Source organism: Streptomyces sp. NPDC031445, from assembly GCF_055581365.1.
This window is the reverse complement of sequence record NZ_JBVIJO010000004.1, coordinates 338,486-352,497: the sequence shown is the minus strand read 5'-3', so window position 1 is coordinate 352,497 and position 14,012 is coordinate 338,486. Positions and strand designations below refer to the sequence as shown.

The following is a 14,012-nucleotide window of genomic DNA, read 5'->3' as shown; positions in this document are numbered from 1 at the left end:
CCGTTTCCCCGCTTGCGGTGCCGGCGGCTATGCCGGGCTCACCGCCGCCAGGCGGTGCACGTCGCGGGCCGTGCCGGTCACGCCGGAGAGGAAGCCCTGGGCGCGGGGGGACGCGCTGTCGGTGAGCCAGGCCGGGTCGATGTCGCAGACCGCCACGCGCACGCCCGTGCCGGCCAGGGCCAGCGGCAGGGTGTGGACGACAGTGCTGGGGAAGCTGAGGATCGTGCGGCCGATCGGGCCCCGGCGGGCGATCAGCTCCAGCGGGAGGTCCGGGCGGACTATCTCCAGGCCCGTCTCGGCGGCCAGGCGGTGGAGTTTCTCGGCGCTCTCGCGGCGGTGGGCGAAATAGCGGGTGGCGCCGTGGGCCTTGGCCAGGTTCCGGACGGCCTCCACGTAGCGGTCGCCGTCCACGACCCCCGTCTCCACCAGGGAGGTGCCGACCAGGTCGGCGCTCTGGGTGACGCGCGGCGGGCCGAAGCGGGCGCGGGTGAAGGCGAAGCCGTTGGCGGTGACGGTCACGCCGTCCGGGACGTCGGTCACCGGCATGGAGGAGAAGACCTCGACGCGCCGGCGGTCGCTCGGGGTGAGGCGGCGCCGGGCGGAGGAGGAGACCGGCGCGAAGAGCAGGTCGCGGGCGCCGGGCCGGCCGCCCTTGCGGTGCCAGCGGACCAGGCGCTCACCGCGGGCCAGCTGGGCGACGAACTCCATCGTCGCCGTGCCGTCGTCCACGACCACGAGGTCGCGGGCGCGGGTGATGGTCAGCAGCAGTTGCACGTAGCGGGAGAACGGGTCCCCCATGACGATCCGGTCGGCCCGGCGCAGGGAGCCGGCCAGGCCGCCGATGGTGTGGAAGGGCGCGGTCGTACCGCCCCGCGCCTCCTCCCAGCGCACCCGGTACCCCTCGTCGCGGGCCAGGTCCGCCATGCGGCGCAGCTGGCCCCGGGTCATGGGGTCGGTCGGGGACAGCACGACGACGGTGAACTCCGCGCCACCCGCCAGGGCCCCGCCGCCCCCCGCCACCGCCCCGGCCGCCACCGCCCCGGCCGGCAGCCGCCGCCCCTGCGCGGGCACGGCGGGCGCCGGGCCGGGCCGCGTGGGCAGGGCCGGCGTCGGCACGGAGGCGTTGGCCGGCCCCGCGCCGCCAGGGCCGAGCGGCACACCGGAGCCCGCCCGGCCGGTGCCGAAGGGCACACCCGAGTCACCGCCGGAAGGGCCGGTGTCGTGCAGGCCGTGCAGGTGGGCCCACTCCAGTACGTTCAGCAGCTGTACCGGGCTCTCCACGAAGGCGAGCGTGCGGGCGGGGTGGCCGGCCTGGCCGGCGCGGGGGCTCATCGGCGTACGACCGTCCCGTCGTCAGTGACCTGGATTCACACCGAGACCGGCTCGCCCGCCGCCGCGGCGATCTCCGCCTCGGCGACGACGCCGGTGACGCGGCGCAGCTTCTTCATCGGGCCCAGCTCGGAGTCGTAGACCTTCTTGACGCCGTCGCCGAGGGAGGCCTCGATGGTGCGGATGTCACGTACGAGGCGGGTGAGGCCCTGCGGCTCGACCGAGGCGGCCTGGTCGGAGCCCCACATCGCGCGGTCCAGGGTGATGTGGCGCTCGACGAAGGTGGCGCCCAGCGCGACCGCCGCCAGCGTGGTCTGCAGGCCCGTCTCGTGGCCGGAGTAGCCGATCGGGACGTTCGGGTACTCCTTCTCCAGCGTGTTGATCACGCGGAGGTTCAGCTCCTCGGCCTTGGCCGGGTAGGTGGAGGTGGCGTGGCAGAGGAGGATGTTGTCCGAGCCCAGGACCTCCACCGCGTGGCGGATCTGGCGCGGGGTGGACATGCCCGTCGAGAGGATGACGGAGCGGCCCGTGGCGCGCAGGGCGCGCAGCAGCTCGTCGTCCGTCAGGGAGGCGGAGGCCACCTTGTGGGCGGGGACGTCGAACTTCTCCAGGAAGGCGACGGCCTCGGTGTCCCACGGGGAGGCGAACCAGTCGATCCCCTTCTCCTTGCAGTACTCGTCGATCTGGCGGTACTCGTCCTCGCCGAACTCCACCCGGTGGCGGTAGTCGATGTAGGTCATCCGGCCCCAGGGGGTGTCGCGCTCGATGTCCCACTGGTCGCGCGGGGTGCAGATCTCGGGGGTGCGCTTCTGGAACTTGACGGCGTCGCAGCCGGCCTCGGCGGCGACGTCGATCAGCTTGAAGGCGTTCTCCAGCTCACCGTTGTGGTTGATGCCGATCTCGCCGCAGATGTAGACGGGCCTGCCGGGGCCGACCTCGCGCGAACCGAAGGTGCGCAGACGGGAGTTGGTGCTCATCAGGGGATGTCCTTACTTGGGGAGGGAATCGAGAGAGGGGCCGAGGATCCAGCTGGCGATCTCCCGGATCGCGCCGTCACCGCCGGCGACGGTGGTGACCGCGCGTGCGGCGCCGCGAACGACGTCGTGGGCGCTCGCGACCGCCACGGGCCAGCCCACGAGGGCGAAGCACGGCAGGTCGTTGACGTCGTTGCCGACGTAGAGCACGCGCTCCGGCGCGATGCCCTGCTCCTCGCACCACTGCTTCAGCGCGAGGTCCTTGCGGTCGATGCCGTGCAGCACGGGGAGCCGCAGCTTGCGTGCGCGGGCGGCGACGACCGGGTTCTGTTCCGTGGACAGGATCAGCAGCTTCAGGCCGCTCCTGCGGAGGGCCGCGATGCCGAGACCGTCGCCGCGGTGCACGGCGACGAACTCCCGTCCGTCGGAGTCGATCAGCACCCGGTCGTCGGTCTGGGTGCCGTCGAAGTCGAGTACGACCGCGTCCACGTCGTCTGCGGTCGGCAGCGAACCGGGACGGTCCGCGTCGAAGAGGGGCGCGAGGGCGCGGGCGCGGGCCAGGTCGTGCGGGTCGTCGATCTCCAGCACCCGGGCCGGGTCGGTGCGGACCAGCTCGGTGTGGCCGAAGAAGCGGTGGCGGTGCTCGCGGAAGCCGGCGGCGTCCATCGCGTAGGCGGCGCCGGTCTCCAGGAAGTCCTGGGGGCGGTCCTGGCGGCGCGGACGGTAGGACTTGTCGTGGTTGACGCCGCGGCCGCCCTCGGTGGGCTCGTCGGCCTCGCGCCAGACGAAGCCGTGGAAGGGGGCCACGGTGACGGCGGTGTCGGCCCCGTTCTCGGCGACCGCGGCGGCGACGCCGTCGATGTCCTCGCGGACGAGGAACGGGCTGGTGCACTGCACGAGCAGGACCACGTCGACGGGGGAGCCGTGCAGCGTCTCGTGGGTGTCCATGGCGTGCAGGACGGCGGCCTCGGAGGTGGCGGTGTCCCCGGCGATGGCGGCGGGCCGCAGGACGATCTCGGCGCCGGCCTCGCGGGCGGCGGCGGCGATGGCCTGGTCGTCGGTGGAGACGACGACGTCGGTCACGAGCCGGCTCGCCCGGCACTCGCGCACCGCGCGGGCCACCAGCGGCACGCCGCCCACCGGGGCGAGGTTCTTCGCGGGCACGCCCTTGGAGCCGCCGCGCGCGGGGATCACCGCGAGCACCCGGCGGATCGAAGCGCCGTGGCCCGCTGCCGGGTTGGACATGGGGTCTACTCCTTGGGGTGAGGTCACAGCTCGCCCATCCGCCGGATCACGGGGGCGACCCGCTGGACGCCGTGCCGGTAGGCGCCGCGCGCGGCCCGGCGCACGATCTGCCGGACGGGGCCGGGCGCCTTGTCGGCTGCGGGGGCGCCGGGCAGCGGTACGCCGTCGGGGCCGAGGTGGTGGCGGGCGAGGATGCCGGGCAGGTAGCCGGGCGCGGTCTCGGGGGTGTAGTAGGGCGCGAGGGGCGGCAGCCCGCCCGGCCGGTCGAGCAGCCGGGCGATGCGCTCGCGGGCGCTGTCGAACGCCGTGCCGTAGGTGCCGTCGGCGGCGACGCCCTGCCGGGCCACCCACTCCTCGTCCGGCACCGGCCGGTGCCCGGCGTCGAGCTGGTCCCAGGAGGCGAGGCAGCCGGAACCGGTGAAGTGGTGGTTGCCGAGCACCTCGCGGACCCCGAGGTCGGTGAGGACCGCGGTCGGGATGCGGCGGTGCAGTGCCTCCAGGGCGGCCGTGGAGCTGACCGTGACCAGCAGGTCGGTGCGGTCCAGCACCTCGCCCATGTGGCCGTACACCAGCCGGAAGTTGGCCGGCAGGTCCAGGCCCTGGGCCAGCTTCTGGTACGGCAGCTCCTCGATGTGGGTGGTGTGCTCGCCGGGCTTGGAGCGCAGCTTGAGCAGCACCTCCCGCTCGGGGTGCTTCCGGGCGTGCTCGACGAGGCGGTTCAGCAGGTAGGCGCGGTCCCGGCGGTTGTCCGGGACGGACGGCTGGGCCGCGAACACGACCGTGCAGGGGCCGCGTCCTCGCGTCGCGGACGGCTCGTGCCCGCCGGTGTACGGCTCGCCGCCCAGGAAGGGCAGCGCGACCTCGGTGACCGACGAGGCGTCGGCGCCCACACCCTCGTACACGGCCCGGAACCGGTCGGCGTCGTGGCGGGAGTTGGCGAGGACCAGGTCCGCGCCGTGCCGCAGCAGCAGCCCGTCGGTGAGCTTCTCGTAGACGACGCCGACGTAGCCGGTGACGACCACGGGGCGCTTGCCGGAGCCCCAGGCGGCGCGCAGGCCGTGCAGCATCGCCTGCACTCCGCCGCCGACCAGCGCGAGCACGAGGACGTCGTACCGGTCGTCGGGGTCCTCGCTCATCGCGCGCAGGAACTCGACGCCGGTGACCTCGCGCAGGGAGTCGGCCTGGACGCCGACTTCCTTCAGCTGGCGGGCGGTGGGGGTGGCGCGTCCCCGCAGGAGGTAGCCGTCGAGCCGGACCTCGGCAGCCGCGGGAGTGAGGCGCTGCGCGGTGAGCGCTCCCCACTTCCACCGGGTGTCGGAGTCCGCGAGGACGGCGACCCGCAGGGACTTCTTCGCACTTGCTGGCACGCCGAAGACGCTAGGAAGCGATTCCGAGGTTCCGCCCAACCCGAATGCAACAAACGGTTAACAGCACATCGCCGAATGGGGAATCGGGACGCGATCGGCGTGCGGAACAGCCTGGTTCACAGCTTCGCCATGTGCCGTTCACCCTGCATCAAGCGGGCGGTCAAGACGAATGACGGGCCGCGCCCTAACGTCCCTGACGTGGTCAAGCTCTCCGTCATCGTGCCGTTCTACAACGTGCAGCAATACGCGCCGGACACCCTCAGGAGTCTGCAGTCGAATGCGCGTGAGGACTTCGAATTCATTCTCGTCGACGACTGCTCCCGCGACGGGACACCAGAGATTCTCGCGCGTGCGGAGCGCGAGCTGCCGGGCGCGGTCGTGGTCCGGCACGAGCAGAACGGAGGACTGGCGACCGCGCGCAACACCGGGATCGACCGGGCGCGCGGCCAGTATGTGACCTTCCTGGACGGTGACGACTGGCTCGCCCCCGGCTACTACCCGCGGCTGCTCGCCGCCATCGAGGAGCTGGGCTGCGACTTCCTGCGCACCGACCATGTGCAGTGCACCGCCCGGGCGCGCAGCGTGCACCGGGTGCCGGTGGGCCGGCGGAACACGGTGCTCAACCCCCGGGAGGCGATACTGCCCGCCGACCGGTCCACCTCGGTGGACTACGCGTACGCGTGGGCGGGCGTCTATCACCGCCGGCTGCTGGACAAGGGGCTGCTGCACTTCACCGACGGGCTGCGCACGGCCGAGGACCGGCCGTGGATCTGGAAACTGCACCGGGAGGCGGAGTCCTTCGCCGTGGTGAGCCTGCTCGGCGTGTTCTACCGGCGCGGGGTCGCCTCGTCGCTCACCCAGATCGGCGATGTGCGGCAGCTGGACTTCATCCGGGCGTTCGACCAGGTCATCGCGGAGACGGCGGCGGACCGGGAGGCCGACGTCCTGCTGCCCAAGGCCGTTCGCACCTATTGCGCGATCATCTCCCACCACCTGGGATCCATCGAGAGGTTCGAGCCGGCGGTGGCGAAGAAGCTGAAGTCCCTGAGTGCGGCCGCCCTGCGGCGCATGCCGCAGGACGTGCTGGTCCAGGCGCTGGACTCCATGGACCTCCAGCGCTCCACCCGGCTGCGCCGGCTGCGCCGCCGTCCCGCCCCCACGGGAGCCGCCGCGTGACCACCCAGATCTTCCAGGCGTCGACGCTGTACGGCACGGCCACGCTCGCCGCCGCCCTGGACTCCGGCTGCTTCCGCCCGGCCGACCGGCGGATCCTGCTGGTCTGCAACAACGCGGCCACGCCCGAGACCTCGCCGGCGCTGAACGACATGCCGGGCTTCGAGCGGCTGCGGGACCGGTTCGACGACGTGGTGTCGTACAACGAGGCGATCTTCCCGTTCCACCCGGGCGGCTGGTCACCCCGCGGCGACGACCTGCCGCTGTGGGAACGGTACCTGCGCCACGAGTGGCGGCTCGGCGCCGACGACGTCGAGCTGGCCGTCGAGTCGATACAGGTCAACCCGTCACTGGCGCTCGCGCGCATCTTCACGGGCGCCCCGGTCACCGTCTACGCCGACGGCCTGATGAGTTACGGCCCCACCCGCAACAAGATCGACCCGCTGGTCGGCACCCGCGTGGACCGGGTCCTCCACCTGGACCTGGTGCCGGGTCTGAAGCCGCTGCTGCTCACCGAGTTCGACGTGCCCGGCGAGGTGTTGCCGACGGCCGCCTTCACCAAGGTCCTCGCCGAGCTGACGTCACTCGGCGATGCGCTGCCGGAGGTCCAGGAGCCCGCGCTGCTGCTCGGCCAGTACCTGTCCGCGCTGGACATCCTCACCGCCGAGCAGGAGGAGGACCTGCACGTGCGGATGCTTGCGGGAGCGGCCGCGCTCGGCCACACCGCGGTGGTGTTCAAGCCGCACCCGTCGGCCCCGGCCCGCTTCACCCGCTCCCTGGAGCAGGAGGCGGAGCGGCTGAAGGTGGAGCTGACCGTGCTGGACACTCCGGTCCTCGCGGAGGTGCTGTACCAGCGGATGCGTCCCGCGCTGGTCGTCGGCTGCTTCTCCACCGCCCTGCTCACCGCGTCCGCGCTGTACGGCCTCCCGGTCGCCCGGGTCGGCACCGAGCTGCTGCTGGAACGGCTGACGCCGTACGAGAACAGCAACCGCGTGCCGGTCACGATCGTGGACGCGCTGCTGCCCGAGCTGACCGACCGTGCCGCCGTCACCGGGCAGCGGCAGGGCATGGACGTGGAGGCGCTGGGCGCACTGGTGCGCGCGGTGGGCTTCGCGATGCAGCCGAAGATCCTGCCGGGGCTCCGCGCGGAGACCGAGGGCTGGCTGGCGAAGAACCTGAACGAGCGGACCGCGCGCTACTTCAAGCGCAAGCGGCTGACCTCGCTGGCCCTGCCGGGCGGGGTGCCGTCCCAGCTGTCGTTCCTCCCGCGCAACGCGACGGTCCGCCGGGTGGCGCGCAAGGCCCGCGGTCTGGGCAAGGCCGTACGGCGCTGAGCGGACCCCGCGGCGGGGCGGGCCCGCACCGGGCCCGCCCCGCCGGAGGCCGGCGAAGCGTTACGCGCTGGCCAGCGTCAGCTTCACGGCGAAGCCCAGGAACAGCACCCCGGCCGCCGAGGTGGCCGTCGCGGACAGCCGCTTGCGGCGGCGGAACGCCGCGGACAGCCGGGTGCCGCTGAATATCAGGGCGCTCAGGTACAGGAAGCTGGCCAGCTGGGCGAAGGCGCCGAGGACGACGAAGGACAGGGCCGGGTAGGCGTATCCCGGGTCGACGAACTGCACGAAGAAGGCGACGAAGAAGAGGATCGCCTTGGGGTTGACGAGGCTGACGACGAGGGCACGGCGGAAGGGCCGCTCGTCGGCGCCCTGGTCGGGCGCGGCCGCCTCGGCGGCCCGCTCCCGCCGGGTCCGCCACATCCGCCGGGCGGCCCGCAGCATGCCGATCGCCAGCCAGCTCAGATATCCGGCGCCGGCGTACTTCACGATCCCGAACAGCAGCGCGTTGCCCTGGAGCAGCGAGGCGACCCCGGCGGCGGACAGCGTCATCAGCACGGTGTCCCCGCACCACACACCGGCGGCGGCCGTGTAACCGGCCCGCACACCACGGCGAGCGGCCACGGACAGGACGTAGAGGGAGTTGGGGCCGGGCAGCAGCACGATCAGGATCAGGCCCGCGAGGTACGTGGGGAGGTCGATGACGCCGAACATGGAGGGAGTGTCGCACGCGGGTACGACACCCGTCCCTCCCCGTCCGGGAGGAGGACCGACGGCTCAGAACGTGTCACTCGGTACGTGGCTCCCCCACACCTCGCGGAGCGCGCCGCAGACCTCGCCCACCGTCGCCCGCGCCCGCAGCGCCTCCTTCATCGGGTACAGGGCGTTGTCCTCGCCCTCCGCCGCCTTCCGCAGCGCGTCCAGTGCCGCGGTCACCGCGGCCCCGTCGCGTTCGGCCCGCAGCCGGGCCAGGCGCTCGGCCTGGCGCGCCTCGATCGCCGGGTCCACCCGCAGCGGCTCGTACGGTTCCTCCTCGTCCAGCCGGAAGCGGTTGACCCCGACCACCACCCGGTCACCGGAGTCGGTCTCCTGCGCGATGCGGTACGCGTTCCGCTCGATCTCGGCCTTCTGGAAGCCCCGCTCGATCGCGGCGACCGCCCCGCCCAGGTCCTCCACCCTGCGCATCAGGCCGACGGCCGCCTCCTCCACGTCGTCCGTCATCCGCTCGACCGCGTAGGAACCGGCGAACGGGTCCACCGTCGCCGGGACGTCCGTCTCGTGCGCCAGCACCTGCTGCGTCCGCAGGGCCAGCCGCGCGCTCTTGTCCGTCGGCAGCGCGATGGCCTCGTCGAAGGAGTTGGTGTGCAGGGACTGCGTGCCGCCGAGGACCGCCGCCAGGGCCTGGACGGCGACCCGGACCAGGTTCACCTCCGGCTGCTGGGCCGTCAGCTGCACGCCGGCCGTCTGGGTGTGGAAGCGCAGCATCAGCGACTTCGGGTTCCGCGCGCCGAACTCCTCCCGCATCACCCGCGCCCAGATCCTGCGCGCCGCGCGGAACTTGGCGACCTCCTCCAGCAGCGTCGTACGGGCCACGAAGAAGAACGACAGGCGCGGGGCGAAGTCGTCCACGTCCATGCCGGCCGCCACCGCCGTACGGACGTACTCGATGCCGTCGGCGAGGGTGAACGCGATCTCCTGCACCGGGGACGCGCCCGCCTCGGCCATGTGGTAGCCGGAGATCGAGATCGTGTTCCACTTCGGGATCTCGGCGGTGCAGTACCGGAAGATGTCCGCGGTCAGCCGCAGGGACGGCTTCGGCGGGAAGATGTACGTGCCGCGGGCGATGTACTCCTTGAGCACGTCGTTCTGGACCGTGCCCGTCAGCCGGTCGGCGGCCACCCCCTGTTCCTCCGCCACCAGCTGGTACAGCAGCAGGAGCAGCGCGGCGGGCGCGTTGATCGTCATGGACGTCGAGACCTGGTCCAGCGGGATGCCGTCGAACAGCACCCGCATGTCCTCGATCGAGTCGATCGCCACGCCCACCTTGCCGACCTCGCCGTGCGCGAGGGGCGCGTCGGAGTCGTGGCCCATCTGGGTGGGCAGGTCGAAGGCGACGGACAGGCCGGTGGTGCCGTGGGCGATGAGCTGCCGGTAGCGGGCGTTGGACTCCGCGGCCGTGCCGAAGCCCGCGTACTGGCGCATGGTCCAGGGCCGGCCGGTGTACATGGTCGGGTAGACCCCGCGGGTGAACGGGTACGCGCCCGGTTCGCCCAGTTTCCGGGCCGGGTCCCAGCCGGTCAGGTCGGCCGGCCCGTAGACCGGCTCGATGGGCAGGCCCGACTCCGACTGACGTGCCGACTGCTGTGCCATCGCTGCCTCCGCGCGGTGAACGGGTACTCCTCACCATGCCCCGTAGTTCGGCGGCGGTCACGCGGGGAAGCATCCCGGGCATGAGGATCCCGGGGAGCTCTGCCGCTCTGCTCGCCTCGGCCGCCGCACTCGCCGCGCTCTGCGGGTGCACCGTGCAGCCGGCGGGCGCCGATGGGAAACAAGGTCTGCCGGTCCACGTGGAACCGCCGGGCGGTCCGGGGTCCGGCGCCGCCCGGACGGCACCGGCCGCCCCGCCGCCGGCCACGCCCACGGCCACGCCCCGCGTCACCCCCTCCGTGCCCGCGCCGCGGGTGCTGTGGTCACGCGGGGACGACGGGCCGGCCGTGCGGGAACTCCAGGCGCGGCTGCGCCAGGTGGCCTGGCTGGCCCTGGGGCCGACCGGGTCGTACGACGGCCCGACCGAGCAGGCCGTCAAGGGCTTCCAGGGCAGGCGCGGCCTGCCCCGGACGGGTGCGACGGACGCCGTCACCTGGCAGCGGCTGGTGGCGATGACCCGTCCGCCGGCCAGGGGGGAGCTGTATCCGGGGGCCGGCCAGCCGGCCGCCGCGGTCGATCCGCGCTGTCTGACCGGGCGGGTGCTGTGCATCAGCAAGACCAGCCGGACCCTGCGCTGGATGGCCGGCGGACGGACCCTGTCCACGATGGCGGTGCGGTTCGGCGCGCAGTACACCCCGACCCGCGAAGGGGTGTTCACCGTCTACTGGAAGTCACGGCACCATGTGTCGACCCTCTACCACTCGCCGATGCCGTACGCGATGTTCTTCAGCGGCGGCCAGGCGGTCCACTACTCGTACGACTTCGCGGCGCGCGGCTACGCGGGCGGTTCCCACGGATGCGTCAACGTCCGGGACGAGACGGCGATCGCCCGGCTCTTCGCGCAGGTGAGGATCGGCGACAAGGTCGTCGTGTCCCGGTGAGACGCGCGCGTTGCGGGGCGCGGGCGGGACCGGGGGAACGTGTCCCGCCCGCGCCAGGTGCACGAGCCGCGGGTACGGGGGGAACCCCGGCTCCGTGCGACGGCCGATGACCAGTCGGCTCACTCATTACTGCGTCCCGGGCTCCAGAAACGTCACACCTCGCGCCGAAAAAATTTCGGTGACCACGAAGCCGCAGGTCACAGCGGGTGGCGTGGCTCAGAGGGCGGTGTACGTCGGAGCCGGTGACGGAGAGGTGGAGCCGGTGCCGGGCGTGCCTCGGTGGGCGGGGGCGAAGGCCGAGGGAGCGGGGACGGCGCCATCCTGGTGCCGGCCGCCGTTGCCGCCGCCGTTGCCGCTGTTCTTGTCCCCGCCGTTGCCGTTCCCGTTGCCGCCGCCGTTGCCGTTGGCCTGGCCGTTTCCGCCGCCGTTGCCGTTGCCGTTTCCGTTCCCCCCGCCGTTCTCGTTGCCCTGGCTACCGCCCGGGTCGGCGGGGCCGTCGTCGCCCGTGCCCTTGCCGCTCCCCTTGCCGTGCCCGTTCCCCTTGCCGTTCCCGTTCCCCTTGCCGTTGTCCGAGCCCTGGCCGGTGGTGTGCTCGCCGCTGCCGCCGCTGTTCGCGCCGCCCGTGCCGCCGGAGGCGGAGTCCCCGGCGCCCAGCAGCACCTTGCAGTACCCGGTCACGCGGCCGGGGCCGCCCGCCGCCTGCTCCAGCGCGCGCCGGCGGCCGGCGTTCAGGTCCTTGCCGTCCCGCAGCGCACGACAGGCCGCGGTGGCGCCGGGCCACCCGGTGCCGGACGTGGCGGAGGGCGTCCCGGTGCCGCCGCCGGACCCCGCGGCCTCGTCATCGGTGCCGCCCCGGTGCCCCCGCGTACCGCCGTCCGGTGCGCCCGTGCCCGTCCCGCCGCCCGGAACGGACGGCGAGGTGAGCGGCTGCCCGGTGGTCGTGTCGGGCGAGACGGAGGTGGCGGGGCCGGGGGGATCGTCGCCGAACGGCGTGGGCAGCACGCCGCTGCCGGCGGCCACGGCGACCCCGCCGAGCGTGCCCGCCGCCACCGCCGCGGCCAGGGCCAGGCGTACCGGGCGGGCCCAGCGGGGACGCCGGGTGCGGATTCCGGTACGGGCCGGGGCGCCGATGCGGACCAGGCCGGCGTCGGTGCCGCGTGCCGGGGTGCGGGGGGCGGCGGAGGCGTGCGCGGTCGCGGTGCGCTCCGCTTCGGCGGCCGTGCGGGCCTTGCGGAACGCGGCCAGGGCGGCCTGTTCGCCGGGGAGTTCACCGGGGGCGGGGGTCGTCTGCGCGGACAGTGCGCCGAGCGCCTGGGAGAGACGTTCGGCCTGGTCACGGGCGGAGGGGTCGACGGCTTCCAATGGCTCACCGCGCAACAGGCGTTCCGCCGTCTCACGGTTCAGCCACTTGTACTGCTCGTCGGCCATCACATGTCCTTCTGCGTCCGCGCACGCGTATCCGTCACAGTTGCGGACGTCACCGCGCCCCGGCGCGGTTCTCTTTGCGGTGGGAGCGCGTCCAGTGCGCCCGCCGATTCCGGATCGTCGCCGATCAGCTCCGCGAGACGCTTCAGACCGCGGTGCGCGGCGGTGCGGACGGCGCCCGCGCGTTTGCCGAGGGTCTCGGCGGCGGTCTTGGCGTCCAGGCCCACGACCACGCGCAGGACGACCGCCTCGGCCTGGTCCTGCGGGAGCCGGGCGATCAGGGAGAGGGTGCTGTCGGTGGCCAGGGCCTCGATGGCCTCGCCGGCCGTGTCGGACTCGGCGGCGCGGCCGGTCAGCTCGGTCTCGTCGCCGCCTATGGCGGGGCGCCGGCCCCGCATGCGTATGTGGTCCAGGGCGCGGTTGCGGGCGATCCGGGCGGCCCAGCCGCGGAAGCGGTCGGCGTCGCCGCTGAAGCGCTCCAGGTCACGGGCGATCTGGAGCCAGGACTCGGACGCGACGTCCTCGGCGTCCAGGTCGCCGACCAGGGTGCGGACGTACCCGAGCAGGCGCGGATGCACCGCGCGGTACACCGTACGGAACGCGGTCTCGTCCCCGTCCTGTGCCGCACGTACCGCGGTGGTCAGCTCCGCGTCGTCCCCCAGCACCGTACTCCCTTTACGCCTGTCTTCGGTCGGCGCGAAAGGCACGTTACGGCGTGAAACCGCTGCCCGTCCATGTCTGTAGAAGATGCAACTAACTCGTGACCGGTTTCGGATGTGCGCAGCGTGAGGCCGGGACGCGGTCGCGATGTGGCCGTGCTGTGGCGGGGTGTGACAGAAACCGCACCCGCGGCGCTGAAAGAAGTACGGGCCGCACGCGGCCCGTCCACGCGACGGCCGGGGCCTCTCCTGTGGGGGGTGGCGGCCCCGGCCGTTGCCTTGGTCACGGGTCACGGGCACCTCACGGCTTTCCGCCGGAGGAGTCGCCGCCGGCCGCTCTGGCGCCGGCCGGCTTCCCGGCCGACGAGCTCCCCGCCGCCGCGTTCCCCCGGCCTCCGCCCTTGCTCTTCCCCTTGCCGGTGTTGCCGCTGTCGCCCCCGCTGCCTTCGCTGCCGTTGTCGCCGGAAGTCCCCGCGTGCCCGGTGTGCTCGCCCTGCCCGGCCTCCCTGCGGGCGGCGCAGTAGGCGGCGACCTTCTCCGGTCCCCCCGCCGCCGTCACGAGCCGCTGCCAGGCCGCCGCCTCCAGGGCGCCGCCGCGTTCCCCGGCCCGCGTGTACGCACGGCAGTGGGCGAGGGCGTCCCGGGCGGTGGCCGGCCGGCCGGGGCGGTCCGTGAACGCGGTGGCCGAGGGCCCGGCCGCCGTGGCGCCGGCCGAGGCGGGCGGGGTGCTCGCCACCGGCCGCGCGGTCCGCGGCGACCGGCTCCGGTCGTCGTCGTGCGTGCCGGACCCGGCCGAGCCGATGGCCGCGACGGCGACTCCGCCCAGCGTGAGGCTCGTCAGCGCGAGCGAGAGGGTGATCCGCAGCGAGCGGCGGGCGGCCGCCGGCCGTCCGGGCCGCCAGTCGTCCCGGGCGCGGGTCCGCGCGTCGTGCGCTCCCGCGTCCCGCGCGGCGCGGAACGCGGCGACGGCGCCGCGCTCGGCCTCGGCGTCGACGCGGCCGGCGCGCAGCGCGGCGGCGAACCGCGTCTCCAGCCCGGAGGCACCGGCCGGGTCCGGCGTGGCGAGGGCACCGCCGGGGTACGCACGCCGACGACCCGCCGGCCCGCCGCCGCTGTGCCGTTCACCCATGCCCGTTCCCGCCCTCACCCGGTCCACCCGGAACTCCGTACGCCGATCCGCCCGCGCCCGCCCGTACCGGCC

Annotated in this window: 12 protein-coding genes; 3 read left to right on the top strand and 9 right to left on the bottom strand. The window is 73.9% G+C overall.

From position 1 onward, the window contains the following. Positions 1 to 27: 27 nt before the first annotated feature. From ACZ5DC_RS14305 to ACZ5DC_RS14290, 4 genes are read right to left on the bottom strand one after another with little or no spacing between them, the layout of a single operon-like run. A complete protein-coding gene (locus ACZ5DC_RS14305) occupies positions 28 to 1,332 on the bottom strand; it encodes a hypothetical protein (protein WP_468652542.1) in 1,305 nt (434 codons plus the stop codon). A gap of 35 nt (positions 1,333 to 1,367) precedes the next feature. Continuing rightward, complete coding sequence (locus tag ACZ5DC_RS14300) at positions 1,368 to 2,306, bottom strand: N-acetylneuraminate synthase family protein (RefSeq protein ID WP_366748680.1); 939 nt, start codon at positions 2,304 to 2,306, stop codon at positions 1,368 to 1,370. A 12-nt stretch (positions 2,307 to 2,318) separates the two neighbouring features. Beyond that, the gene (locus ACZ5DC_RS14295) at positions 2,319 to 3,548 is read right to left on the bottom strand and encodes a cytidylyltransferase domain-containing protein (protein ID WP_468652540.1); all 1,230 of its coding nucleotides are present in this window, start codon (positions 3,546 to 3,548) and stop codon (positions 2,319 to 2,321) included. 23 nt (positions 3,549 to 3,571) lie between these two features. After that, the gene (locus tag ACZ5DC_RS14290) at positions 3,572 to 4,915 is read right to left on the bottom strand and encodes a DUF6716 putative glycosyltransferase (RefSeq protein WP_468652538.1); all 1,344 of its coding nucleotides are present in this window, start codon (positions 4,913 to 4,915) and stop codon (positions 3,572 to 3,574) included. A gap of 198 nt (positions 4,916 to 5,113) precedes the next feature. Between ACZ5DC_RS14290 and ACZ5DC_RS14285 the strand changes: the two genes are divergently transcribed. Together ACZ5DC_RS14285 and ACZ5DC_RS14280 are read left to right on the top strand one after the other, a co-directional pair. Beyond that, on the top strand, positions 5,114 to 6,091 hold the full coding sequence (locus tag ACZ5DC_RS14285; protein WP_468652536.1) for a glycosyltransferase family 2 protein: 978 nt from the start codon (positions 5,114 to 5,116) through the stop codon (positions 6,089 to 6,091). Then, positions 6,088 to 7,422, top strand: a complete 1,335-nt coding sequence (locus ACZ5DC_RS14280; RefSeq protein WP_468652534.1) for a polysialyltransferase family glycosyltransferase — start codon at positions 6,088 to 6,090, stop codon at positions 7,420 to 7,422. Before ACZ5DC_RS14285 ends, ACZ5DC_RS14280 begins: the two co-directional genes overlap by 4 nt. Before the next feature lie 60 nt (positions 7,423 to 7,482). Here ACZ5DC_RS14280 and leuE read toward each other — a convergent pair whose 3' ends face one another. Together leuE and ACZ5DC_RS14270 are read right to left on the bottom strand one after the other, a co-directional pair. Further along, entirely contained in the window at positions 7,483 to 8,133 is a 651-nt protein-coding gene (leuE, locus tag ACZ5DC_RS14275; protein WP_468652532.1) for a leucine efflux protein LeuE, read from the bottom strand. A 63-nt stretch (positions 8,134 to 8,196) separates the two neighbouring features. Continuing rightward, positions 8,197 to 9,789: an acyl-CoA mutase large subunit family protein gene (locus tag ACZ5DC_RS14270; protein WP_468652530.1), complete on the bottom strand. Its 1,593-nt coding sequence runs from the start codon at positions 9,787 to 9,789 to the stop codon at positions 8,197 to 8,199. An 80-nt stretch (positions 9,790 to 9,869) separates the two neighbouring features. Between ACZ5DC_RS14270 and ACZ5DC_RS14265 the strand changes: the two genes are divergently transcribed. Then, positions 9,870 to 10,727, top strand: coding sequence for a L,D-transpeptidase family protein (locus ACZ5DC_RS14265; protein ID WP_468652528.1), 858 nt, complete (start codon positions 9,870 to 9,872; stop codon positions 10,725 to 10,727). Positions 10,728 to 10,943: 216 nt separating this feature from the next. Here the strand turns inward: ACZ5DC_RS14265 and ACZ5DC_RS14260 are convergent, their stop codons facing one another. The 3 genes from ACZ5DC_RS14260 to ACZ5DC_RS14250 form a co-directional block, all read right to left on the bottom strand. Then, a complete protein-coding gene (locus ACZ5DC_RS14260; protein WP_468652526.1) occupies positions 10,944 to 12,155 on the bottom strand; it encodes a hypothetical protein in 1,212 nt (403 codons plus the stop codon). Then, positions 12,155 to 12,817, bottom strand: coding sequence for an RNA polymerase sigma factor (locus ACZ5DC_RS14255; protein ID WP_468652524.1), 663 nt, complete (start codon positions 12,815 to 12,817; stop codon positions 12,155 to 12,157). The genes ACZ5DC_RS14260 and ACZ5DC_RS14255 overlap by 1 nt, the downstream gene beginning before the upstream one ends. 295 nt (positions 12,818 to 13,112) lie before the next feature. Continuing rightward, positions 13,113 to 13,940, bottom strand: coding sequence for a hypothetical protein (locus ACZ5DC_RS14250; RefSeq protein ID WP_468652522.1), 828 nt, complete (start codon positions 13,938 to 13,940; stop codon positions 13,113 to 13,115). Positions 13,941 to 14,012 lie beyond the last annotated feature (72 nt).